At 69.0% G+C, this 24,218-nt stretch carries 21 protein-coding genes; 13 read left to right on the top strand and 8 right to left on the bottom strand.

What is annotated here, in order from left to right; genetic code table 11:
* Nucleotides 1–57: 57 nt before the first annotated feature.
* From TFC3_RS03580 to TFC3_RS03570, 3 genes are read left to right on the top strand one after another with little or no spacing between them, the layout of a single operon-like run.
* Nucleotides 58–1,161 carry a glycosyltransferase family 4 protein gene (locus TFC3_RS03580; RefSeq protein WP_067495547.1) on the top strand — a complete coding sequence of 368 codons (1,104 nt, stop codon included), beginning with the start codon at nucleotides 58–60 and terminating at the stop codon, nucleotides 1,159–1,161.
* Between the two features lie 9 nt (nucleotides 1,162–1,170).
* On the top strand, nucleotides 1,171–2,013 hold the full coding sequence (locus TFC3_RS03575) for a glycosyltransferase family A protein (protein ID WP_067495544.1): 843 nt from the start codon (nucleotides 1,171–1,173) through the stop codon (nucleotides 2,011–2,013).
* Complete coding sequence (locus tag TFC3_RS03570) at nucleotides 2,010–3,152, top strand: glycosyltransferase family 4 protein (protein ID WP_067495541.1); 1,143 nt, start codon at nucleotides 2,010–2,012, stop codon at nucleotides 3,150–3,152. The genes TFC3_RS03575 and TFC3_RS03570 overlap by 4 nt, the downstream gene beginning before the upstream one ends.
* Nucleotides 3,153–3,170: 18 nt before the next feature.
* On the opposite strand, the gene TFC3_RS03565 is transcribed toward TFC3_RS03570, so the two are convergent.
* Genes TFC3_RS03565 through TFC3_RS03555 form a run of 3 tightly spaced genes read right to left on the bottom strand, consistent with a single transcriptional unit; the run spans nucleotide 3,171 to nucleotide 8,049 of the window.
* Complete coding sequence (locus TFC3_RS03565) at nucleotides 3,171–4,091, bottom strand: metallophosphoesterase (RefSeq protein ID WP_236717970.1); 921 nt, start codon at nucleotides 4,089–4,091, stop codon at nucleotides 3,171–3,173.
* A 41-nt stretch (nucleotides 4,092–4,132) separates the two neighbouring features.
* Nucleotides 4,133–7,804, bottom strand: a complete 3,672-nt coding sequence (locus TFC3_RS03560; protein WP_067495535.1) for a hypothetical protein — start codon at nucleotides 7,802–7,804, stop codon at nucleotides 4,133–4,135.
* Nucleotides 7,774–8,049, bottom strand: a complete 276-nt coding sequence (locus tag TFC3_RS03555) for a hypothetical protein (RefSeq protein WP_067505902.1) — start codon at nucleotides 8,047–8,049, stop codon at nucleotides 7,774–7,776. Before TFC3_RS03555 ends, TFC3_RS03560 begins: the two co-directional genes overlap by 31 nt.
* A gap of 138 nt (nucleotides 8,050–8,187) precedes the next feature.
* On the opposite strand from TFC3_RS03555, the gene TFC3_RS03550 reads away from it, so the two are divergent.
* The 8 genes from TFC3_RS03550 to TFC3_RS03515 all read left to right on the top strand — a co-directional run bounded on the left by TFC3_RS03550 (nucleotide 8,188) and on the right by TFC3_RS03515 (nucleotide 18,266).
* Entirely contained in the window at nucleotides 8,188–10,359 is a 2,172-nt protein-coding gene (locus tag TFC3_RS03550) for an ATP-binding protein (protein ID WP_067495532.1), read from the top strand.
* Nucleotides 10,343–11,155 (top strand): ATP-binding protein, encoded by an 813-nt coding sequence (locus tag TFC3_RS03545; protein ID WP_067495529.1) that lies wholly within the window; start codon nucleotides 10,343–10,345, stop codon nucleotides 11,153–11,155. The genes TFC3_RS03550 and TFC3_RS03545 overlap by 17 nt, the downstream gene beginning before the upstream one ends.
* Nucleotides 11,156–11,216: 61 nt before the next feature.
* Nucleotides 11,217–14,291 carry a fibronectin type III domain-containing protein gene (locus TFC3_RS03540; RefSeq protein ID WP_067495526.1) on the top strand — a complete coding sequence of 1,025 codons (3,075 nt, stop codon included), beginning with the start codon at nucleotides 11,217–11,219 and terminating at the stop codon, nucleotides 14,289–14,291.
* A 96-nt stretch (nucleotides 14,292–14,387) separates the two neighbouring features.
* Complete coding sequence (locus TFC3_RS03535; RefSeq protein ID WP_369819562.1) at nucleotides 14,388–14,555, top strand: hypothetical protein; 168 nt, start codon at nucleotides 14,388–14,390, stop codon at nucleotides 14,553–14,555.
* 140 nt (nucleotides 14,556–14,695) lie between these two features.
* Nucleotides 14,696–15,607 (top strand): ABC transporter ATP-binding protein, encoded by a 912-nt coding sequence (locus TFC3_RS03530; protein ID WP_067495518.1) that lies wholly within the window; start codon nucleotides 14,696–14,698, stop codon nucleotides 15,605–15,607.
* Entirely contained in the window at nucleotides 15,607–16,410 is an 804-nt protein-coding gene (locus tag TFC3_RS03525; RefSeq protein WP_067495515.1) for an ABC transporter permease, read from the top strand. Before TFC3_RS03530 ends, TFC3_RS03525 begins: the two co-directional genes overlap by 1 nt.
* Nucleotides 16,411–16,425: 15 nt before the next feature.
* A complete protein-coding gene (locus tag TFC3_RS03520; protein ID WP_236717969.1) occupies nucleotides 16,426–17,613 on the top strand; it encodes a sensor histidine kinase in 1,188 nt (395 codons plus the stop codon).
* The gene (locus TFC3_RS03515) at nucleotides 17,610–18,266 is read left to right on the top strand and encodes a response regulator transcription factor (protein ID WP_067495509.1); all 657 of its coding nucleotides are present in this window, start codon (nucleotides 17,610–17,612) and stop codon (nucleotides 18,264–18,266) included. Before TFC3_RS03520 ends, TFC3_RS03515 begins: the two co-directional genes overlap by 4 nt.
* Nucleotides 18,267–18,299: 33 nt before the next feature.
* Here TFC3_RS03515 and TFC3_RS37765 read toward each other — a convergent pair whose 3' ends face one another.
* From TFC3_RS37765 to TFC3_RS39015, 3 genes are all read right to left on the bottom strand, one after another.
* The gene (locus TFC3_RS37765; RefSeq protein WP_161952531.1) at nucleotides 18,300–18,443 is read right to left on the bottom strand and encodes a hypothetical protein; all 144 of its coding nucleotides are present in this window, start codon (nucleotides 18,441–18,443) and stop codon (nucleotides 18,300–18,302) included.
* Between the two features lie 50 nt (nucleotides 18,444–18,493).
* Complete coding sequence (locus TFC3_RS03510; RefSeq protein WP_067495507.1) at nucleotides 18,494–19,522, bottom strand: hypothetical protein; 1,029 nt, start codon at nucleotides 19,520–19,522, stop codon at nucleotides 18,494–18,496.
* Nucleotides 19,523–19,617: 95 nt separating this feature from the next.
* A complete protein-coding gene (locus TFC3_RS39015; protein WP_236717968.1) occupies nucleotides 19,618–20,100 on the bottom strand; it encodes a hypothetical protein in 483 nt (160 codons plus the stop codon).
* Nucleotides 20,101–20,216: 116 nt separating this feature from the next.
* Between TFC3_RS39015 and TFC3_RS39010 the strand changes: the two genes are divergently transcribed.
* Complete coding sequence (locus tag TFC3_RS39010) at nucleotides 20,217–20,957, top strand: HAD-IIA family hydrolase (protein ID WP_236718354.1); 741 nt, start codon at nucleotides 20,217–20,219, stop codon at nucleotides 20,955–20,957.
* Here the strand turns inward: TFC3_RS39010 and TFC3_RS03500 are convergent.
* Nucleotides 20,954–21,628, bottom strand: a complete 675-nt coding sequence (locus tag TFC3_RS03500; protein ID WP_067495504.1) for a DUF305 domain-containing protein — start codon at nucleotides 21,626–21,628, stop codon at nucleotides 20,954–20,956. The genes TFC3_RS39010 and TFC3_RS03500 overlap by 4 nt on opposite strands.
* Before the next feature lie 97 nt (nucleotides 21,629–21,725).
* Between TFC3_RS03500 and TFC3_RS03495 the strand changes: the two genes are divergently transcribed.
* Nucleotides 21,726–23,147, top strand: coding sequence for an LVIVD repeat-containing protein (locus TFC3_RS03495; protein WP_067495500.1), 1,422 nt, complete (start codon nucleotides 21,726–21,728; stop codon nucleotides 23,145–23,147).
* Nucleotides 23,148–23,185: 38 nt separating this feature from the next.
* Here TFC3_RS03495 and TFC3_RS03490 read toward each other — a convergent pair whose 3' ends face one another.
* Nucleotides 23,186–24,001 carry a M15 family metallopeptidase gene (locus TFC3_RS03490; protein WP_236718353.1) on the bottom strand — a complete coding sequence of 272 codons (816 nt, stop codon included), beginning with the start codon at nucleotides 23,999–24,001 and terminating at the stop codon, nucleotides 23,186–23,188.
* Between the last annotated feature and the right edge of the window lie 217 nt (nucleotides 24,002–24,218).

Below are 24,218 nucleotides of genomic sequence, written 5' to 3'. Positions count from 1 at the left end.
GACCTGCTCGGTGTACACCTCGGCGCCCCCGCCGCCGTCTGACCCCTTGGAGTTGCTGTGCGCATCCTCGTCCTGAACTGGCGCGACCTGGCCCACCCGGCGGCCGGGGGCGCCGAGGTGTACACCGAGCAGGTGCTGCGCCGGTGGGTAGCCGCCGGCCACCAGGTCACCCTGTTCGCCGCCTCGGTAGCCGGTCGCCCGGCCGTGGAGATGGCCGACGGCTACCGGGTGATCCGCGCCGGGAACCGGTTCACCGTTTACCGCGAAGCCCGGCGCTGGTGGGAACGGTGCGGGCGGGGCAGCTTCGACGTGGTCATCGACGAGACCAACACCGTGCCGTTCCTGGCTCATGAGTGGGTTGATGACGGGGCTCGTACGGTCGCGTTGGTGCACCAGACCTGTGAGGAGATCTGGCACCACAATGCCCCGCCGCTGGTCGCGCATCTTGGCCGGCACGCCCTCGAACCGCGCTGGCTGCACCGGCTCGCTTCTTCTCCGGTGCTGGCGGTCTCCGAGTCGACGCGGGATGCGCTGGCCCGGTTCGGTGCTCGCGACGTGACCGTCGTACCGGAAGGCTTCGAACCGCCTTCGCAGTCGCGGTTGTCGCCCAAGGAAGATCGTCCGACTGTGGTGTTCTGCGGCCGGATGGTCAGCTACAAGCGCCCGTGGGATGTGCTGCGTGCGGTGCAGAACGCGCACCGGGAGCTGCCCGGCCTTCAGCTGTGGATGATCGGCGGCGGTCCGCTGCTGGGCAAGCTGCGTCGTGCTCGCCCCGACGGCGTCGAGTTCTTCGGGCGGGTCAGCGAGGCGGTCAAGCACGATCTGATGGCTCGGGCTCATGCGCACGTTTCGACGAGCGTGCGGGAGGGCTGGGGACTGGTGGTCACCGAGGCCGCTGCCCTGGGAACACCGACCATCGCGTACGACGTCCCGGGTCTGCGCGACTCGACGCTGGCCGCCGGCGGGGTCGTCGTACCGCCGAGCCCGGACGCATTGGCTCGCTGGATGGTCGACCTGCTGCCCGCTTGGCAGAGCCAGTCGTTCGAGCCGCTGCCGTACGGGGGTGCGCACTCCTGGGACGAGGTGGCCGATCGCCTGCTGGATGCGGTGCTGACCCAGGCCCGGGTGCCCGCTGTTTCCGTTGGTCTCGTTGCTGCCTGAGGAGTTCGTATGAAGATCAGCTTTGTCGTGCCGACGCGCAACTCCGGACGTACCCTCGCGGCTTGTCTTGGATCGTTGCGCTCCCAGACGCATGCCGAGGTCGAAATCGTGGTGGTGGACAACGGATCCACCGACGCCACGGTTGCCATCGGCGAGCGCTTCGCCGACCAGGTGCTGCAGTGGGGACCCGAGCGCAGCGCGCAGCGCAACCACGGCACCAAGTGCAGCACCGGCGACGTCGTCGTGTTCATCGACTCCGACATGGTGATGGAACCAACGATCGCCGCCGACATCGCGCGTACCTTCGAGGCCTCGCCTGCCACCGGGGCGCTGGTCATCCCGGAACGCTCCTTCGGTGACGGCTTCCTGGCGCACTGCCGCGAGCTGGAAAAAAGCTTGTACGTCGGCGACCCGGCTGTGGAGTCCCCGCGCGCCTTCCGCCGCGAACTGATCGAGGACCTCGGTGGCTGGGACGAGAACCTGACCGCAGCCGAAGACTGGGACCTGGCCGATCGCACCCGCGCGGTGGCCACGGTGGGCCGCGTGACCAGCTACATCTGGCACGACGAGGGCCGCATCAAGCTGAGGGCTACGTTCGCGAAGAAGCGCTACTACGGCCGCTGGATCGACCAGTATGTCAGTATGCATGCCGATTCGAACACCAAGTTCGCGCGCACCGCACTGGTACGCAAGCCTGGGGCGCTGCTGCGGCATCCCGTGCTGACCGCGGGGCTGGTCGCGCTGAAGGCCACGGAGGCAGCGGGGTTGCTGCTCGGCGTGCGCGACAGTCGCAGTGCTTCGCCGGCTGGCTCTTCTTCGGCTGGTGCTTCGCGGGACAGCCGGGTCGCATGAGACGCATCGTTCACCTCATAGCGGAGTTCTCGTCGCACGAGGCCATGGGTCGCACGGTCACGGAGACGGCTTCGCGCGTACCAGGCGAGCATTTCCTCGTCACGTCGCAGGCTCATGACGGGGCTTCGGTCTTCCAGGAAGTCGACGAACTAGGCGGCACGGTTGCGTCTTTCCCCCTCGGCCGCACAGCCGCGCTGGCCGGGGTGCTGGCGCGCATTCAACCCGATGTCGTGCACCTGCACGCTGGCGCTCTGGGCCCGCTGCAAGCTGCGATGCCGGTGTTGCGGCCTTACAAGACCGTGCTGACCGCGTACGCGTGGCCCACTGTTCCTGGTCCCGCAACCTGGCGCCGGGCGTCCTTGGCCGAGATGCGTGCGTCCAATGTTCTGCAACCGCGCGTCGCCCTGACCACCCTGCTGCCGCCTTTCATCGCTACCGCCGCGTTGCGTCGCGCCGGCGTATCCACAGTGCTCACCCCCGACCCGAGGGTCGCGGCCCGGCTGCGCGGTTTCGACGTTCGCCGTCTCCCCTCCGGCGCACCCACCGACTCCCGACGCGCCTCGTTCTCCGCAGCAGCCCCTGCAGTCGTCTTCGCCGGCCGAGCCGAAACCGTTCGCGGGCTCGACACCCTGCTGGCCGCCTGGCCTTCCATCAAATCCCGCGTTCCCGATGCCCGGCTACGGCTGCTGCTGATCCCCCGCCCCGAACTGCCCGCCATCCTGGACCGAGCGGGTGCCCTTTCGGACGTCGAAGTCGTTACGACACCGGTGCCGGACCTGCTGGGCGAATTCGCCGCGGCTCAGGTGGGAACTTGGCCGTTCAAGTTCGACTACACCACGTCGCCGCCGGCCATGGCTGTTGCCGAGGCCATGAGCGTGGGGCTGCCGGTGGTGGCTACCGATGTCGCTTGCGTACGGGCCGTTCTGGAGCCCGGGGTCAATGGGGTTGCGGTGCCGCCGGCTCGGCCTTTGGCTTTGGCTGACGCCATTGCCGGGCTGCTGCGAGATGAGGTGGGGTGGCGGCGGTATGCGTCTGCGGGGCTGGAATCGGTGCGGAACCAGCTGGGCTGGGACCGCGCGGCCGAGGTGACCGCTGGGGCCTACGCGCAGGACCTTCCGATCGCATCGAACCGGCGCTGAGGCGAAGGCCGACCTTGGTCAGAAGCAAGTCCCGCTGCCTGAGTCCGTCACCGGCTTGGCGGCTTCCAGCGGGTGCCAGCTCCATCCATACCCATCCTCGGAAAGCGACATCTCCAGCACCCCATGATGGTCGTAATCCACGAATTCCCCAGCCGGCCGCCCAGCAGCAACCACCGGGTTCCCCAACTCGTCATAGGCATCGTCCTGGGCCGCCGGTCGGTAATGCGCCTGACCGCCCGTTCCCACCACGAACTGCCGGACCCCATGCTCATCGCGAACTCCAGCGGTGTTCAGAGGGGGAAAGCGCTCGTAGTCGGCTTCGTGACCGGACAGCACCAGCTCGACCTTGTTGTCGTACAGCGTCTGGTAGAGGTCGGCTGTTCGCGGGTCGGGGCCGGCGATACCCGTTGACCAGCGCGGGTGGTGCCAGGCGGCCAAAGCACAGTGTTTCCCGTCAGCGGCGAGGTCCTTGGCCAGCCAGGTCTGTTGCGGCGAACCAGCACCGCAGCCGCCAGCCACCGCTGAGCAGTTGGAGTTGAGCACGACGATGTGCCAGCTACCTACATCGGTGGACCAGTAGCCCCTTTTTTCCGTGATGCGGTCGCCGAAGTAGGCGGTGAAGGTGTTGGCGTCCTGGACTTTGTATTCCTGGTTGCCGAAGACGGGGATGGTTTTGCTCTTGAGCCGGCCGAACGAGGGGCCGTAGACGGTCTTGTACGCGTCGGCCTTGGGCAGCTCGTATTGGAAGTCTCCCAAACCCAGGAAAGCAGCGGGGTTCAGGGCAACCGCAAGGTCGGAAACGGCCTGGCTGCGGCAGTGGGCTCCACCAGCGGCGAACAAGGGGTCAGCGGGGTCGCAGGCCATGTCCCCCACCACGGCCACGCGAACCGGGCCCGCCGACGACGAACACCGCGTCAGCAGCCACACCAGAATCAGCACCAGTACCAGCCCCAGCGCAAGAACCCCCCGCAACCGCCGGCTCACAACCGCCCCCCGCGGAAAGAGCGAAGAAGCCGCCCCCGGAAAAGACGAAAAACCTGTCGGCGCCGGCGACCGGGCTGCTGGAACACGTACATGTAAACCACTGCCCCCACAACGGAAACGGGCAGCAGGTAGTACGCATACCGAGCCGCCCGAGCCGGCGCGTACCGCAGGGAAACCTCGCCCCCAGCCGGCAGCTTCCACCCGTTCATGTAGCCCTGAATGGTGACCTTCTCAGCCTTGGCACCGGTGAGAATCCAGCCGGGAGCAACGTTCTCGGCCAGCCCCAGCGTCGTCGGCCCGGTGGCGGTGACAGTGCCGGAATACTGAGTGGGATTGCGGCGGGACCAGTCGACGCTTGACGTGGCCGAGGAAGCTACGTCACGAACCAGGACAATGGACGATGGCGTGGCGACGGGCCGTAAACGTACCCCTTTGTATTCGACGGTTGATTGTTGCTTTCCGGCCAGATCCCGCAGCCCGTACAGATACAACCGCGTCTCAATGGCGGTGGGATCGGGGTTGATCAGGGTCTGATACGGGGTCCAGCCGTTGTAAGCGGCCACCGATGGCAACGTCCGGCACAGGTCGGGACCCTTCAAGAACAAACAAAACTTGGGATTTCGTACGGCCACGCTCCGCGCCTCCATGGACAACTCGTAGAGCGACCCCGCACCCACCCCATCGGCCTCCGAACCGATACAGGCCAGATGCCGGATCGCCTTGAGCGTGTACGTCGTCTCCCCATCGGGACCGATTTGCTGGTCTGCCGCCAGCCCGGCCTCGTCAGCGGTTTCGTCGTCGTAGCGGAAGCAATCCTCCAACGGCTCGAAGGGCGCCAGCACCGACCCGGCCATTCCGCCATCGACGCGCAGTTCGTGCCTTCCCGCGGTCAGCGACACCGTCACGTCGGGCACGGCCGGCGGCCAGATTGTTTGCGTCACCACCGGGTCGAGCGCGTCGACCTGCAGGTTGCGGTATTCCGTAACGGTCTGCGGCTTGAGCCGTTCCCCAACGTCGGCGTGCAGGATGACCTGCAGTTCGTCGGACAGCTCATCCATGGTGACGACCCGCTCGTACGAGGTCCAGTCGTCATCGATAACCGGGCGCGCCGACAGTTCGCAACCGGCCGAGTTGGTTTGCCACAAACAGATTTGCGGACGCGCCCCGGCCACGTGACGGTATTGCAGCCGCACCCGGAAGACCCGGCCGGCACTGGCATTACGGACCACGACCTTGGTGCAGGCAGCGTGGTCGAGGGCGCTGAGCCGAACGGTTTGCCCGGAACGGGAGAGCTTGAGCCCGAGCAGGTTCCACGGGCGCGGTTCGTAGTTGTTGCAGTCGAAAACCGGGGAGTATCCGGTGATCAGCGCGGGTGTCTTGGAAGCGGCGTACAGGGTGAGTTTGGTAGCCGCGCCGACCTGGATCGACGGGTTGGCGCTGTCCAGTGAGACGGTGCGCGAGCCGCTGCTGATGGCCAGGATGTCGCGGCCGGCGGGCAGCGGGATGCTCAGGTCCGGCCGGGTGGAAACCGCGGTGCCATCTACCTTGACGACCGTGGGGTCGCGCAGGATGAGCCGGTTGGTGGCGGTGTCGATGTGCGGTTGCAGCACCGCGGCGGCGCGGGCGCGCTGGGCGAGCGTGTACGTGCCCGCCGACATGTCGACCGTGGTGGTGGGTGAGCCCTTGTCCACGGCGGGCACGGGCCAGTGCACCACGTCGGGGGTCACCACGGCGGTGTTGTCGACCCGGGGGCTGGTGGGTGCGACCGAGGTGTCCTTGCGCGCGGCGATGGCGGTGCGCGTGTCGACGGTGCCCAGCACGGCAGCCCCGGCGTCGGCGCGCGCGGGGGCATCGATCAGCCGGTCGTACGTACGCAGAGTTGGGCTTGTGCCGTTGGCGAATTCCCACAGGTCGAGGGTGCCTTCGACGTCGTGTTCGGCCCCCGGCACCCGGGCCATGGCGTCGGCCAGGACGCGGTCGTCGGCGAAGTAGCGGTTCGGCAGCCCGCGCAGCAGGTCGTGGCGCACGATCACCCGGCTGGCCCCGATGGCGTCGAGCAGCTTGGGCACCGGCGTCAGGTCGCCGGCCAGCAGCGCGGTCTCGATGGCGTGCACGTCGGCGCTGAACCCGGCCCCGTCACCGAAGTAGCCGTCGGGCTTGGGCTGGATGACCGGATGCTGGACGAGCAGGTTGGCGATGCTGTCGACGCCGAAGAATCCCCAGGTCGTGGGCATCTGGTAGTAGTCGTCGAGGGGCAGCACGAGAACCTTGCCGGGGCGCTTGTCGGCGTCGATCTTGGCGGCCAGGTCCCACCAGTACTGCGGTACGCGCACGTGGGTGGACGGTTGCGTCGGGCGCTCGTCGGGCATGACGCCACCGGTGTACAGCGGGTACGGGTAGGCCAGGACGAGCAGCACGGGCAGCGCAGCTCCGCCGTACCCCAGTCGTTGCGCCCAGCCCGGGATCCGCGTGCGCTGCCACGTTCGCAAACGCTGGAGCATGCCTTCCACGCCGATCGCCAGCAGCACCGCGAAGAACGAGATCAGTAGCTGACCGAGCTTGCTCATCGGCTCGCGGAACAGCCAGAAACCGGGGGCGTGCAGGTACAGGAACATGTTGATCTGGTTGAGCGGGGGCCGCAGCCCCTTGCTCAGGAACACGAAGACCAGCACCAGCAGGACCAGCCCGAACGCCACCCGCCGCAGTCGCCGCGGTGCCAGCAGGGGGGCCAGGAAGACCAGCGCGGGCAGCAGATAGCGGATCCAGATCCACCACGGCCGGTCCAGGTCCGAGGCGAACGGCAGGTATTGCGGGCGGAACCAAGCCCAGTTCGCCACCAGCGTGAGGATGTTCGGCGGCAGGTTGTTGACCTGCGACCAGGACCAGTTCGTCGGGTCGGTGAAGGTTGCGTTGGCCGTGGCCCCACCGCCGCCGGTGTAGCTCTGCGCCAGCGGCACAAGCCAATACGCGTTCAACAGCACGGCCCAAGGAGCAGCAAGAACAAACCACTTCAGCAGCCGTACGGCCGAAGCTCGCCCCAGCACCAGCCACGCCAGCACCGGTGTCCCACCCACCGCCCACGCGTACGCGACGACCAGCATCGGCGGGTTGAACGACAGGAACGAGGTCGGCATCAGCGCGAACCCGGCAATCGGCGTGGGTACCCGCCGGCCCATCGCGACCCGCATCGCGATCGCCGTGATGAGCGCGACCGACCCGACCGAAATGATGTTCAGCGGATTTGGCAGCCGGGTCAGGAAGAACCCGTTGAGCAGCCCGAAGCACCCGGCCGTGACGATGGCGGCTTCGCTGCGCACGAACGCGCCGGCCAGGTACGCCACCCCGAAGCCGACCAGCCCGTAGATGCAGATGTAGAACAGCCACTGCGCGGAGTACTCGGTGAGCCCGACCGCGCGGCACAGCCAGATCAGGACGAACTCGAAGCCGCGGGCCATGGTATAGCCGGCGGACCCGGCGCCGGTGGTCTGGTGGTTCCACGCCCAGTTGGCTTCGGGCGCCCAGCCCCGGCGGATGTAGGCGCCCATGTCCCCGGCGGCGATGAACGTGCCCGTGCGGAACCAGCGGCTGACGATCAGCGCGTTGAGCGCCAGCACGATCAGGTAGGGCCGCGCAGCGATCAGCGAGGCACGGGAGAGGGCACGCGGCACTCCTTCTCATCGGCAGTGTCACGGCTGTGCCTTAGCCCCAGCAGCCCCATCGGTACGGCAAAAGCACTCAGCACCAGCCCCACCAGAACGGCGTAGAACACGAAGTCGGTGTGCCCGAGCGCGTGCGCCGGCCCGCAGATGGCGAAGACAGCCACCGCGATGCTCAGCGGCACCCGCCACAGCCGGTCGGCCAGCACCGAGAGCCGGTCCAGGCGCCGGGAGCTTCGACGATGCCGGGTCCGCATGTTCTCACCATCGGCATTGCCGGCCCGCTGATGAGCCGCAACCGCTGTAACCATTTCGCACCCGAACGCGTACCCGGTAGCCCCCCAGCGCACCGAGGCTCAAGGAGGCCGGTTCACCACCCCCCGAAAGGTCGGCGCATGGGATTTGCGGCGCGCACGCTGGTCGAGGCCTACCCAGGCCCGGCGGCGGTCGTGGACACGGACGGCCGTGTCCTGGTCGCCAACGGTCGTTGGGGGCCGCTGTTCACCCCCGAGGGCATGGTGCTGGCCGAGCGGGACGGTGACTGCCCGGCCCATCGGCACATCCTGTCCACGGTTCGCGGGCTGACCCCCGCGGACGAGCCGGCCGAGCTGCGCTGCCGGTGTGACGCCGGGGCTGGCAGCACGATCCGGGTCACCCACCTGGAAAGCGACTGCGGTGCCCACCGCCGGCTCGTCACGGTGGAGGCGGCCACTGTCGGACTCGACGCCGCTGCCGAGGCCAAGTCACAGTTCCTGGCGCTGCTGGGGCATGAGATCCGCACGCCGGTGACCACGGTGGTGGCGACCATCGACCTGCTGCGTGCCCAGCACCTGCAGCAGGACGTGCGCGAGATCGTCGACAACGTGCACCGCTCGGTGCACTCGCTCAAATCGCTCACCGACGACCTGCTCGACCTGGCCCGCCTGGAGACCGGCAGTTTGCAGGTCAAGCGGGAACCCGTGCCGGTGCGCGCGGTGCTGGAGGGCATCATCGAGCCGTTGCAGCAGGAGGCTCGCAGCAAGCGGATCCTGTTGCTGGCCGCGCCCGCCCCGGATCTGCCGGCCGTGGTGCTCGGCGACACCGACCGGCTGCGTCAGGTGCTCACCGGGGTGGTCGGCAACGCGGTCAAGTTCACCGAGGCCGGCGAGGTCATCGTGACGGCCGCGCGGGACAGCACCAACACCTTCGTCATCACCGTCTCGGACACCGGGCCGGGCATCGACGAGCCGGACCGCCGGCGCATCTTCGCGCCGTTCGTGCAGGCCGACTCGACCGCGTCGCGCCGGCACGAGGGCGCGGGTCTGGGTCTGGCGCTGGCCGCGCGGCTGGTCGAGTGCATGGGCGGCACCATCGAGGTGGAGTCCCAGCCCGGCGTCGGGTCCCAGTTCACGATCCGCCTGCCCTACGAGCCGGCCACGGACCATTGCGAAGATGAGGTACGTCCACCGCTCGCCCGCCGCCGGGTAGCCGTGGCCGCGCCCTCACCTCGCTCCGAGCTGGCCCTGACCTGGCTGCTGATCAGCGGCGGGGCCGAGCCGGTGCCGGTGCGCTTCGCCGACATCACCGCCGGGGTGCCGGGCGTGGACACCGTGATGTGGTGCGACGACTCGCACGATCCGGAGGCGGTGAAGCGGGTCGAAGCCGTTGCCGCAGCAGCCGGTCCCGAGGGCCGCACGCTGATGATCAGCATCACCGACCCGCGCACCGGGCTCGTCCGCAAGCCCGGCGTGCTCACCGCGCCGCTGATGCTCGCGCGCCTGGTGGCCAACCTCAACCAGGAACGGACCGGGGTGCGCGGCGCGCCGGTGACCGTACCCAAGCTGGCGGGCGGCCGGGTGCTGCTGGCCGAGGACAACGACGTCAACCGCACCGTGTTCAAGCGCATGATCGAGCTGATCGGCGTGGACTGCGACACCGTGGCCGATGGCGCGGCGGCGGTGGAGGCGGTGCTGGACGGTGCTTTGCCGTACGACATCGTGCTCATGGATTTGCAGATGCCCCGCAAGGACGGGCTGACGGCGACGCGGGAAATCCGTGCCGCCGGGAACACGACGCCCGTGCTGGCTTTGACCGCCACGGCGCTGCACGGTGACCGCGAGCGGTGCCTGGCCGCCGGCATGAACGGGCACCTGAACAAGCCGATCACGCTCCCGGAGCTGCGCGCGGCGCTGGAGCCCTATGTGTCCAAGCCGGCCCGCGAGCAGGTGGATCTCACCAAGCTGCACGAGCTGGAACGCGAGCTTGAGGACCGCACGCTGGTGGAGATCACCGTCAGCACGTTCCTGGCGCAGCTCGACGGGCGACGGGCGGCGCTGGCCGACGCCCTGCGCAACCACGATCACGACGCTCTGCGGGCCACCGCACACACCCTCAAGTCCTCCAGCGCGCTGCTCGGCGCCGGCCCACTGGCCGAGGCGTGCGCCCACCTGGAACGCAGCGCGGCAGCGGGCAGCACCGAGCCGGAGCTGGCCGGGCTGGTCGCCGCGGTGGAAGACACGGTCGCCGGAACCATGCGCGTGATGTCGGAGTACCTCGCGGAAGGAGCCCGTAGTGCCGCACAACGATGATGTTCACGCCCTCGTGCAGCGCAACGCCGAGCTCGAACGTCAGGTCCAGGATCTGAACCGTTGCGTGCGCGACCTGGAGGCGTTCTCCCGCGAGATCAGCCACGACCTCAAGGCGCCGCTGGCCGGCATCCTCGGCTACGCGCAGTTGCTCACCCACCTCGACGTGGGCTACCCGCGGCCGCCGGACTACGACGACTTCGTAGCCGAGATCAACCGCGGCGCCGACCGGATGCGCCGGCTGATCGACGACGTGCTGGCCTATTCAACGGTCCGGGGGGCGCCGCTGCACCTGACCGCGATCGACCTGACCGCGCTGGTGCACGACGTGGTGGCCGACCGGGCCATCGAGCTCCCCCGCCCCGGGGCCGAGCCGCGGCCCGCGCCGCAGATCACCTACGACGTGCTGCCCCCGGTGCGCGGGGACCACGCGATGCTGCGCCGGCTGATGGAGAACCTGATCGGTAACGCGATCAAGTACGTGCGGCCCGGCGAAGCAGCGCGGGTGCACGTGTCCGGCCAGGTCACCGCGGACGGCTTTGTCAGCGTCGAGGTCACCGATCACGGGGTCGGTATCCCCCAGGGCCAGCACGACAAGATCTTCGATGAGTTGCACCGGGCGCACCCGGATGCGTACCCGGGAACCGGTCTTGGCCTGACGATCTGCCGCCGGATCGTGGAACGCCTCGGCGGCACCATCACCGCTGATCCGGCGTTCCGGGACGGCGCGCGGATCCAGTTCGCGCTCCCGGCGGCGGTGCCGTCCTTCGAAGCAGACCTGCTCCACATCCTCCCTTGAGATCGGCTTGAGGTTGCCCGCCGATCTGCACCTGCGACCGATACAACCGAGACGAGGCCACATGGACGTGAGACGACTGCTCACCTTGGTGAGCGCCGGCCTGGTGGGCCTGGCGGCAACCGCCGCCGGCACGCCCATGGCGGCACTTGCGGCACCTGCGGCCCCCAAGAGCTGGAACGCTCTGCGGGGAACCGATGACCTGCACAAGATCAACGTGACCTGGAAGGCCGTCGCGGATGCCGATCACTACGTCGTGGACTTCATGTCCGGTGACGTGGAGACCGTGGTGAACGTCCCGGCCACCCAGCTGTCGTACCAGATCGCGGCGCCGGACAACTGTGCGGCGTACAAGATCCGGATCGGCTCGGCCGACGCCGCGGGCACCTCGGCGTTCACGACCTGGTCGTCGCTGAAGTCGCTGGGCCCGGGTTACGTCTCGGGCATGGTGACCGGCCGTGAGGACGACGGCAACACGCTCACCGCGAGCTGGAAGACCCCGGCCTCGCCCGGCTACACCCCGGTGACCGGCTACCACGTCGTGCTGACCCGCGCCGCCGACAAGGTCGTGCTGCTCGACAAGACCGACGCCGACCTGACGTTCCGCTACCCCGGGGTCGACGGCGCCAAGAGCTACAACCTCTCGGTCACCGCGATCAACGACTTCGGTTCCTGCCTGACCGCCACCTCGACGTTCCAGCCGTTCCGCCCGGCCAACCCGACCGACCTGATCGTGCAGCGCCGCGCCGACAGCCCCGGCACCGTCGAGGTGGTCTGGAAGGCGGCCACCAGCGGGCCCGCCCCCACGTACTTCCAGATCGCCTATGGCGAGTCGAAGATGACCGGCACCGTGAAGGTCAGCGCGTCGGCCACCTCGGGCACCCTCAAGCTCGACACCGCCAAGGCTTGGATGATCGAGGTCAAGGCGTACAACGACAACGGCGGCAGCGGGGCGGCCACCGGTTCCGTACCGGTGTGGACCGGTCCGGACACCACCACGACGCCGGCCCCGGACCCCGCGCCGAGCACGCCCGCCGATGGTGCCGCCGCGCCGGATCCGACGCAGACCACCACGAGCACCACGGTGGCCACGGGCTCGGACCGTACGCCGCCGGCCATCACCACCACGCTGTCGGCCACCCCGAAGAACGGCTACTTCGCCACCCCGGTGACCATCCACTTCACCTGCTCCGATGACAGCGGCCCGGTGGCGAAGTGCCCGGCCGACATCACCGCTGCCACCGACGGGCTGAGCCAGCGCTTCTCCGGCACCGCAGTTGACGCCGCCGGCAACACCACCACCACGACGCTGACGCTGAGCGTGGACCAGAGCGCCCCGGTCATCACCGCCACGGTGATCGGCACCAAGAACGAGGCCGGCTGGTACACCTCGGCGCCCACGATCCGCTACACCTGCACCGACAACCTGGCCCTGGCCATCTGCCCGGCCGACTCGCCGATCCGGGTGGACAGCATCAACCAGAAGATCACGGGTACGGCCACGGACAAGGCCGGCAACACGGCCACCGCCACCGTGCTGATCAACCTCGACCAGATCGCCCCGGTCATCAAGGCCACCGTGCTCGGCGAGCCGAACGGCGCCGGCTGGTACAAGGACGCCCCGACCGTGCACTTCACCTGCACCGACGCGGGCTCCGGCATCGCCACCTGCCCCGCCGACCAGGTCCTCAACGGCGACAACGCCGGTCAGAAGATCGCCGGCACCGCCACCGACGTGGCCGGCAACACCGCCACCGCCACGGTGACCTTCAACCTCGACCAGACCGCGCCGGTCATCACCGCCAGCGTCATCGGCACCGCCAACGAGGCGGCCTGGTTCAAGACCGCCCCGACCATCCACTTCACCTGCACCGACCAGGGCTCCGGCATCGCCTCCTGCCCAGAGGACACCGTGGTCACCACGGACGGCGCGGCGCAGGCCGTGATCGGCAGCGCCACGGACAAGGCGGGCAACACCGCCACCGCCCGGCTGACCGTCAACGTCGACCAGAGCGCTCCGGTCATCACCGCCACCGTGCTCGGTGACGCCAACACCGCGGGCTGGTACAAGAGCGCGCCGACCGTCCACTTCGAGTGCTCGGACAGCGTCTCCGGCGTGGCGAGCTGCCCGGCCGACCTGCCCGCCACCACCGACGGCGCCGGCACGCTGCTCCTGGGCACGGTCGTCGACAACGCGGGCAACACCGCCACCACCTCGGCTACCGTCAGCCTCGACCAGGCCGCCCCGGCGATCACCGCCACGATCGTCGGCGACGCTAACGCCGACGGCTGGTTCAAGACCGCTCCGACCGTGCACTTCACCTGCACCGATGAGGGCTCCGGCCTGGCCGGGTGCCCGGCCGACGTCACGGTCAGCACCGACGGCGCCGGCCAGCGTGTCACCGGCACCGCCACCGACAAGGCCGGCAACACGGCCAGCGCCGGCGTCACCGTCAACGTCGACCTGGTCGGTCCCGAGGTCACCGCCAAGGTCATCGGCGAGAAGAACGCGGCCGGCTGGTACTCGGCGGCTCCCACCGTCCAGTTCAGCTGCACCGACACCGGCTCCTCGGTGGCCACCTGCCCGGCCGACGTCACCGTCACCGGTGAGGGCACGCAGCTCAGCGTCTCCGGCACGGCCACCGACAAGGCGGGCAACAGCACCACCAAGACGCTCGGCGTGAACGTGGACAAGACCGCCCCGGTGATCACCGTCCTGGGCGCCGCCAAGGGCACCGTCTACGGCGCCGAGGCTGCTCCCGCGGTGTCCTGCCGCACCGTCGAGGACGGTTCCGGCCTCGCCACCCAGGCCGTCATGACCCACACCACCGACGACAAGGGCGTGCACACCGTGCTCTGCGCCGGTGCCGTGGACAACGCCGGCAACAAGGCCGCGCCGGTAAGCATCACCTACACGGTCGAGCCCTCGCTGGCCTGGCTGATCGCCCTGACCCACCAGTACCTGCCCACCGCGTCGGCCGCGACCCTCAAATCCCTCGACACCGCGGTCACCAGGAAGCAGTTCCTGGTCTACATCGCCGGGGTGCTGCTGCAGTCGATCGGCAAGAAGCCCGCGCTCACCAACACGCAGGCCGCCACGTTGATCTACTGGGCCTTCGTGCTCGACCGCAAGTACTGAGTTACACCCAACCGCTGAACGCCTGCTCGTTTCCCCAGCCGGGAAACGGGTAGGCGTTCAGTCATGTTCTTCGCACTGATTCGACGCTGGGTCCTGATGGCTGTCGCCGTCCCACTGGCCGCCGCCGGCGCCCGTAAGCTGGGCGACGTGGTGGAGGCCAAGCGCGGCCCCAACAAGGGCTCGCAGGCTCTGCGCCGCGGTGCCGACGTGCTGCAAGGCCAGTTCGGCCGGAAGAAGAAGCGCAGCCGGTTCAGCTTCCGCTGATCTCTCACCTCGCCCCTCAGGGCCTGCTCGGCATGTTCTCCGGATACGGAGGCCGGTGGTACCCCGGTACCACCGGCCGGTAGCTGATTGACGCCCGTAGTACTACGGGCGGGCGGGAAGCGCTGCCTAGCGTTGAGCCCATGATCGAGGTACGGCAGGTTTCCAAGCGCTACGGCGACAAGACAGTCGTCGACCGGCTCGACTTCACCGCGAAGCCCGGCCAGGTAACCGGCTTTCTGGGGCCCAACGGCGCCGGTAAGTCGACAACCATGCGGATGATCATCGGGCTCGACGCGCCGACGTCGGGGTCGGTGACCGTCAACGGCCGCCGGTACGCCGAGCACGCCGCCCCGCTGCACGAGATCGGTGCCTTGCTGGAGGCCCGGTCGGTGCACCCGGGGCGCAGCGCGTTCAGCCATCTGCTGTCGCTGGCACGTACCCATGGCATCGCGAGGCGCCGGGTCGATGAGGTCATCGAGCTGGCCGGGCTGACCGCGGTGGCCCGCAAGAGGGTGGGTGCGTTCTCCCTCGGCATGGGTCAGCGGCTCGGCATTGCCGCCGCGCTGCTCGGCGATCCGGCAGTGGTGATGCTCGACGAGCCGGTGAACGGGCTGGATCCCGAGGGCGTGCTGTGGGTGCGCAATCTGCTGACCGGGCTCGCCGCCGAGGGTCGTACCGTGATGCTGTCCTCGCATCTGATGAGTGAGACCGCGCTGATCGCCGACCACCTGGTGATCATCGGCCGCGGAAAGTTGCTGGCCGATACCAGTGTCGAAGCGTTGGTGGCCGACGCCGGCGGCGGGGTACGGGTGGCCAGCGACGACGCCGAACGGTTACGCCATGCGCTGTCCGGGCCGGGGGTCAGCGTCGCGTCGCATGCGGCGGGCGAACTCGAAGTGAGCGGTCTCAGCGCTCGCGAGGTCGGGGAAATCGCCAATCTCAACAACATTTCGCTGTACGAACTCAGCTCCCGAGCCACCTCGCTGGAGCAAGCCTTCATGGAGCTCACCCACGACTCTGTCGAATACTCCGACCGGAAGGTAGCCGCCTGATGACCGCCGCCGCCCACACCCGTCCCCGGCTGACCTTCCGCGGTGTCATCGCCGGCGAATGGACCAAGTTCTGGTCCCTGCGTTCCAGCTGGATCACCCTGGGTGTCTCGCTGCTCCTGCTCGCCGCCTTCGGGGTGATCGCCGCATTGACCTACAGCCCCGGGCTCGTGCAAGGCCCGCCCGGAACGGCCGTGTCCACCAGCGCCGTCGCCGTCGCGCTCACCGGTTCGACCTTCGCCTCGCTCGCCATCGGCGTGCTCGGCGTGCTGGTCGCGGCCGGTGAGTACTCGACCGGGCTGATCCGTGCGACCATCGCCGCGGTGCCCGCGCGGCTGCCGGTGATCGCAGCCAAGACGCTGGTCTTCGGGGCGATCGCGTTCCTGGTCACCGCCGTCGGGGCAATCGTCGCGTTCGTGGCCGGGGCCCCGCTGATCAGCACCGAGGCGATCGCGATGGGGCTGGGCGACGACGGGGTGCTGCGCAGCCTGATCGGCGCGGGCCTGTACCTGGCGCTGGTCGGCGTGTTCGGGGTGGCGCTGGGCATGCTGCTGCGCTCCAGCGCCGGTGGCATCGCGGTGCTGGTCGGCCTGCTGCTGATCATTCCCGGACTTACCCGGCTGCTGCCGGACTCGTGGAGCGAGCAGGTCACGCCGTACCTGCCCAGCAACGCCGGGGGCGCGATGATGACGGTGCACCAGGCCGACGGCGCGCTGAGCGCGGGAGCCGGGCTGGCGGTGTTCGCCGGGTGGGTGGCGGTGGCCCTGGTAGCTGCGGCGTACCGGCTGGTCAAGACCGACGTGTGAGCCATCATGGTAGCGATGGGTGATCTTCAGGTCTGGTTGCTGCGGCTGCAGAGGCGTCCGTGGCTGGTCGACCTTGCCGTGCTGGTGATGATCACCGGGGCCAGCGTGCACAACCTGGTGAGCGGGTCGCACGGCGGTCCGTTCGGCGAGGTCAGCTCGCGCGATCTGCCCCGGTGGGCGCTGATCGCGCTGAGCGCCGGGATGATCCTGCCGCTGTGGTGGCGGCGCCGGGCCCCGATGGCGACGTTCGCTGCGGTCGCCGTGGTGTCGCTGCTGCAGTTCGCGCTGGGCGTGTGGCTGCAGGCCGGCATGAGCGTGCTCATCGCGATCTACAGCGTCGCCGTCTACGGTTCGCTGCGCGGGCTGGCTTGGGCATTTGCGGTCACGGCGGCGCAGTTGACGCTGGCGGTGCTGCTGCTGGTGCCGTTTGAACGTACCCTCGTCGGGCTGTTCCTGTTGCTGGGCACGACCACGGCCGCCTCTTCGATCGGGTTGATGGTGCGCACGCGGGCCGCCTACCTGGCCGCGTTGGAGGACCGCGCGGCCCGCCTGGAAGTCGAGCGGGACCAGCGAGTTCAGCTGACTGCAGCCACCGAGCGGTCGCGGGTGGCCCGGGAGATGCACGACATCGTGGGGCACAACCTGTCGGTCATGATCGGGCTGGCCGACGGGGCTGCGCTGCTGGCGAGCAATCGCGGGGAGAAGTCCGCCGAGCCGCTGCGGCTGATCGGTGAAACGGGCCGGCAGGCGCTGGGTGAGCTGCGCCGGGTGCTGGGCGTGCTGCGCGATGGCGGCGAGGAGGACGGCCTGACCCCGCAGCCGGATCTGGCCGAACTTGACGATCTGGTGGCTCGGGTGCGTGCGGCCGGGCTGCCCGTCGATTACCGTACGTCCGGCGCGGTGCACGAGCTCAAGAGCGGCATCCAGCTGGCGGTCTACCGGATCGTGCAAGAAGCCCTGACCAACATCATCAAGCACGCCGGTACGACCACAGCTGCCACGGTCCTCATCAACGTCACCGCAGGCCAGGTACGCATCCAGGTCCTCAACACCGCCGGCGAGCACCCACCCCCCGCCCCCGGCGAGCCCGGTCACGGCCTGGTCGGCATCCGCGAACGGGCGGGGCTCTACGGTGGCGAGGTCGTTACCGGCCGCCGCGACGACGGCGGATGGGCGGTGGACGTGCGGATGGAGGCTCGATGACCACGGTGCTGATCGCCGATGACCAGCCCTTGCAGCGCATGGGGTTCCGGATGCTCCTGGAGGGCACCGAGGGCATGGCCGCGATCGGGGAGGCGGCGAACGGGGCCGAGGCCGTACGGATGACCGCCGATCTGCGCCCCGACGTGGTCCTCATGGACGTGCGCATGCCCGGAATGGACGGCATCGAGGCGACGCGCCGGATCACCGCCGCCGGGGGCCGCGCCCGAGTGCTCATCCTGACCACGTTCGACCTCGACGAGTACGTGTACGCGGGCCTGCGCGCCGGGGCCAGCGGTTTCCTGCTCAAGGACGCCCGCCCCGAGGAGCTGCTGGCCGGCATCCGCGCGGTGGCCACCGGGGACGGTGTGGTGGCCCCGAGCCTGACCCGCCGGCTGATGGACGCGTACACCAGCCGCGCCCGCGGCCCGGCCCCGGCCGATCCCGGGCTCGAGTCGCTGAGCGAACGCGAGCACGAGGTTCTGGTGGCCATCGGCCGCGGCTGGACAAACACCGAGATCGCCGACCGTCTGGTCCTCACCGAGTCCACAGTGAAGAAGCACGTGGGCCGGGTGCTCGCCAAGATCGGCGCCCGCGACCGCATCCAAGCCGTCATCTTCGCCTACGACAAAGGCCTGGTCGAGCCGCGCACCTGAACTCTGGCCCCGTTCATGGCGGCGGTGACGGGTTCAAGCTGCGGCTCGGGCCAGGACTGCTTCGGCCAGGTTGGCGCACTCGTGCGGGAGCAGCGGCGCGTTGGTAATCGCGTGCGAATTGCTCCCGTCCACCATCGCCGAGCCCAGCGCCCCGCCGGACGCGACCGGCCTGGCCACCAGCGTCGGACGGAAGGCGCGCGAGGTGGTGAGGGCGACGCGCGTGGGGGTCAGCGGGCAGCGGCGATGATCGGCCGGCTCGCGGTGGGCTGGGCCCAGGCCGGCACGCTGCGCTGTGAAGTGGTCATGATGACTGTGGTGTCGCTGCTCGCGTCTGCCGCCAGCGAGGCGGTCCGCTGGATCGGCATCGTGACCACCGCGTCCATCGCCATGACAACATCGGCCACGGCGGGCTTCTCGGTAAGCGATTCGAGCAGCGTGCCGGGCCGCTGCGGGGCAGCCGACTCGACGGTGATCCGCTGCGTGGTGACCACAACCGTGTTGGGACCGGCGGCGTCGAGAATCGCTCGCGCCTGCTCCGGCAACGCCTGCCGCGCGGCGTCGGCCAGCGCCTGCGCCTCGACAACCTCCTTGCGCAGCGTACGAATCGCGGCGGTGGCCACATCGGCGGCCTGCCAGGCGGCGTCTTCCGAGGTGAGCGCGTTCTGGTACGTGGCGAAGCGGTGTTCCACGGTGGTCCGGGCCAGCACCAGCTCCTGCTCGACCGGGTGCAGCGTCGGGTCCCAGCCGTTGCGGTGGGTCAGCGCGTCCAGCAACTGCTCGTCGGAAATGTCACCCCGGCGGTGCGCAGCCTGCGCGGCGCGGCGCAGGGCCTGGGCGCGGTCCTCGCCGGTCTCCGCCGCCGGGGTGGAACCCGGCAGCGCGTACGCGGTGGCCCGGCGCGCCCGCTCCAGCGCGGCATCGGCGTCCTGCCAGGCCTGCCAGGCTCGCTCGACGGCACTCTGCGCCTGCTGGCACTCCTCGCGCCGGCGCTCCGCAGTGGCGGTCGCCCCACCGGCAGCCACCGCGATCTCCTCGGCGTACCGCACTACTTCCTGAGCCTCGGCAGCCCGGCGTTCCATCTCGGCCCGCTTGGCGGTAGCCGAGTCGGCCAGCCAGGCGCTGATCTGCCCCGGCCGGCGCACGCCATGCGGCAGCGCCAGGCCGACAAGCGCAACCAGGGCCAGCACGATCAGGGCGAGCCAGATGACCGCAACCCGTCCGCTGTTGCCATCGAGAAGCTGGAGGGCGATGTCCATGTTCCTGTTCCTTATCCACCAACGAGCGCCAATAATCGATGACCCCGGTTTTTCTGCAAGCAAACGCCGGAAACACAGGGGCCCAGCCGTATCGATCAGGCAACGCTGGGAGGAGCCCGCGGCCCGGCAGCACCGCCACCGGCCACCCCGCGCAACCGGGCAACCCGGCCACGAACAGGCGCTCCGGCAACAAGAAGCACGACAAGCGCACCCAGAACCGCAACCGCAGCCCCGTGCGCGCCCGCACCAACCGTCCCCGAGACAACGCTCGAAGCAGCCGCAAACTCACCCGCAGCGGGCTCGGCACCACGCCCGCCAAGCGCCAGTGGGCCATCGGCAAGCCCGCCAAGCGCCAGCGGCCCGCCAGTCAGCCCGGCCGGACCGCCGGCAGTGCCCTCGGGAGCAACCGGCCCGCCGGCAAGTCCACCCAGGGCAGCCGGCGCCGACGCAATTCCCTCGGCGACAACAGCGACGGTCGAGGTCCCGTCGGGCAGACCCGAGACCGCCGCAGGCACCGAAGGCAGCAGCGCGGCCAGGAACAGCGAAGCGACAAGCGAGAGCCGCGCACGCCGCAGCATCCCTCTCAGCTCCATACACGACAACCTATCGGCAAACACCGGCGCCGCGCATCTCGCCAGTGGATATCGTGAGCGAAGCAACGTCACGAAGGAAGGATGGCGTTCCCTTGCGCCTTGTGCTGCTTGACCTCGACGGGACCATGTACGACCGCGGAGCGCCGGTGCCAGGCGCCGCAGCCGCCGTGCAGACCCTGCGCCGGCGCGGCATCCAGGTGCGCTTCTTCACCAACACCGACTCTCAGTCCGCCGAAAGCTTACTGGCCCGGGCTCGCAGCCGCGGCGTGCCGGCCGGGCCTGGAGACCTCTTCACGCCCGTGACCGCGGCGCAACGCCACCTGGACGGCGTGCCGGGCGCGCGGGTGCTGCTGCTGGGCAATGCCGCCGTACGCGGTGAGCTGGCGGAACATTGCACCCTGACGGACGAGGCACCAACCCACGTGATCATCGGTGACTGTCACGAGGAGCTGACGTACGAGCGGCTGGATGCGGCGTTCCGGGCAGTCCGCGGCGGCGCCGAGTTGGTTGCGTTGCAGCGGGGGCGATACTCCCGTAACGCCGACGGTGACCATCTGGACACGGGTGCCCTCGTCGCGGCTGTCGAGTACGCCGCCGAGGTCGAGGCCGGGCTGCTCGGCAAGCCCAGCGTGGACTTTCTGCGCCTGGCCGCCGGCGACGCAACGGACGTGTGGGTGGCGGGCGACGATCGCAGCACCGACATCGCCATGGCCCTCGCGGGCGGGGCATGCGCGGTGCAGGTGCGCACCGGAAAGTACGCCGATCAGCGCAGCCGCACGGATCTGGCGCTGGCCTCGTACGAGATGAATTCCGTTGCTGATCTTCCGGCTTGGCTTTCTTAGACGACGCCGAGCTGGTTCATCCGCTGGATCTCGCTGCCCTGTTCGATGGCCACCTCGCCGGCGAACTCGTTGACCGGCACGTCCGTCCCGCCGGCCAGCACGTCGCGGGCCATCTGCATCGCGCCGCGGTGGTGGGCCGACATCATCGCGATGAATTTGCGGTCGAAGCTGGTGCCCGTGAGCCCGGCGAGCGCGGTCAGGTCCGCCTCGGTTTGCATGCCCGGCATGGTGCTGTGGTTGTGGGACGGGTCGCTGAGCGGCAGCCGGCGGTCGCGTAGCCAGCCCTGCATCCAGGTGATTTCCGGCTTCTGCGCGGCGCCGATGCGATCGGCCAGCGCCGCTAGCTGCTTGTTTCCCGCTCGGCCGGGGGCCAGCTCGCTCATCGTCACCGCCTGCGCATGGTGGACGATCATCATCTGGGCGAAGGCCGTGTCGACCGCGTTGTAGGTCGAGCCGTCCGGCGCCTTCACCCGCTCGGAGTCGGTGACCTTTGCCGATTCGCCGGGGCGACCGGGCACGATCACGCGCTGCGGTGAGGTCGCTACGGCGCTGGGCCGCGGTGCCGCGGCCGACCGCTCCCCGGTCGAACGGCTGACCAGCACGGCACCGCCGACGATCGCGGCGAGCACGACGGCAATCAGGGCGGCCCTGGTGACGGTACGTCTGTTCATCGGCACCTTTTCATCCATGTAAACAAATATTCCCGCCGGTGGTTCGTCCCACTACTGTAGCGATGAAGGTAAATACGTATCGTGCGGAAGGAGCTCCATGAATCGGCGGTTCACGAGACTGGCCGTTCTCAGCGCAGCCACGATCACAGCCGGCCTGCTGACGACACCCGCCAGCGGCGCAGCCCAGGCGCCGTCGGATCCGGGAACGATCCCAGGCGTCGATGAGATCGTCAGCACGCCCAACCTCAAGCAGATCGCGTACGTGCCCAAGACCGGCCCGTTCGCCACGTCGACGAACTCGGACTGGGCCTTCAAGGGCCACTATGCCTTCGGCGGCAACTACAACGGGTTCGCCGTCTACGACATCAGCAACCCGAAGGCCACCTCGCTGGCCGCGCAGGTGCTGTGTCCCGGCTCGCAGAACGATGTCTCGATCAGCGGGAACCTGCTGTTCCTGGCGACCGACTCGCAGCGGACCAACGACTCGTGCAACAACGCCGCGTCAACCGCCGACGCACCCGGTGAGCGCTGGGAAGGCATCAAGATCTTCGACATCACGGACCCGCTGACCCCGGCGTACCTGAAGTCGATCAAGACCGATTGCGGGTCGCACACCCAGACGCTCGTGCCGGGCAAGGCCGGGGATCCCAACGTCTACCTGTACGTGTCGTCCTACAACTTGGCCGGGGTGGATCAGCCGAACTGCGCCCTGCCGCACGACAAGATCTCGATCGTCAAGGTGCCCAAGCGCAACCCGGCGGGCGCCTCGGTAGTCGCGGCACCGATCCTGTTCCCGGACGGCGGCTACCCGGGTGGCCCCAACGGTCAGTCACCGACCACCGGCTGCCACGACATCACCGTGTACGCGGACAAGGACCTGGCCGCCGGCGCCTGCATGGGTGACGGCGTGCTGTTCGACATCTCGAAGCGCACCGCGCCGCGGGTGATCACGTCGGTGCGCGACACCGAGAACTTCGCGTTCTGGCACTCGGCGACGTTCAACAACAGCGCCACCAAGGTGGTGTTCACCGACGAGCTGGGTGGTGGCGGGCGCGCGACCTGCAACCCGGAGGTCGGCCCGAACCGCGGGGCCGACGGCATCTACGACATCGTGGGCCGTGGCGACCACCGCAAGCTGGTGTTCCGCAGCTACTTCAAGATCCCGCGGACCAACGCCGACACGGAGAACTGCGTGGCCCACAACGGCTCGCTGATCCCGGTGCCGGGCCGCGACATCATGGTGCAGGCGTGGTACCAGGGCGGCATCTCGGTGTGGGACTTCACCGACTCGAGCTCGCCCAAGGAGATCGCGTACTGGGAGCGCGGACCGATCTCGGCCACCCAGATGGTGTCCGGGGGTTCCTGGTCGGCGTACTGGTACAACGGCTACATCTACTCCAACGACATCAACAAGGGTGTCGACGTGCTGGACCTCAGGGACATCCGGGTGAGCCTGGCCCGGCTGTTCCGCACGAACGTGTTCAACGCGCAGACGCAGAGCAACTTCTACACCTGGTGAAGGATGGCCCGGCTCCCCCGTGGAGCCGGGCCACTTTCTCACTTGTTCGTCGGGCTGAAGTGCATGTAGTCCTTCAGGCTGTGCCAGCGCCCGCCCCAGTAGAAGCCGTTGGCGGTGAAGGCGCGCACCGCACCGGCAGCGTGCACCATGCCCCGCCGGTAAGCCGCGCGGGCCAGGAACGTCGAGCCGTTCACCGGGTCGATGGACGTGCCGCGGATCATTGGGTTCTGCACCGGGTTGATGTCGATCGCCATGCCGTACGCGTGCTGCGACAGCGTCTGGGTGCCGGCGACCTTGCGGCAGCTGTAGCCGGCTGTGACCGTACCCATGTCACTCAGGTATGGCGCGTTCAGCGACATCGGACTCATGCCCTGGATCCGGAAGCGCATCCGGTAGAGCACCCGGAACACCCGCTGGGTCTGCGCGGCGATGGCCTGGTTGACCACCACGCTGCCCAGGTGCGAGGCGCCGTAGAAGTCGATGTAGGTCACCCATACCTTGCGCAGCTTTGCTGGTACGACCGGACACTTCGCCGCCGGGTCCCAGTTGACCTGTCCCGGGGTGACCCCCTCGGCCCACGTGCGCCAGCCGGCCAGCTGGGCCTGCGGTTTGGCCAGGTTGAGCACCCCGTCGACGGCCGGCTGGTTCGGCTTGATGATCCCGTTCCAGGCACGTAGCTGCGCCGGGGTGATGTGGTAGAACGCCGCGATCTTCTTGATGGTCTCGCCGGGCCTGACAATGTGGTACGGCACCGCCGCGGCCGACGGTGACGACTGCACGACGGCTGGTGCCGCCTCCGCTGCCACAGCAGGCCCGAACGGGAGGGTCAGGACGGTGAGGAAGGCGAGGAGCATTTTCTTCACGTCGACCATTACGCCCCGAAAGACCATGATCATGGGCGAAAACGGCGAAATAGGCGAACCGGTGGGCCGGTTCCGACGTCCCCCGTCTGAACGTCGGAGCCGGCCCGCGTCGCGGCCGGGGCCCGTGGCGGCGGTGCCCGGGCGGCGACCCGGCGCCCGGCGGGAGCACCGCCGGACCGTTCTTCGTCCTCGCTAAGAGTGCTGAGAG

Source organism: Actinoplanes sp. TFC3 (assembly GCF_001553785.1).
Lineage (GTDB): Bacteria > Actinomycetota > Actinomycetes > Mycobacteriales > Micromonosporaceae > Actinoplanes.
This window is presented reverse-complemented; position numbering and strand designations above follow the sequence as displayed.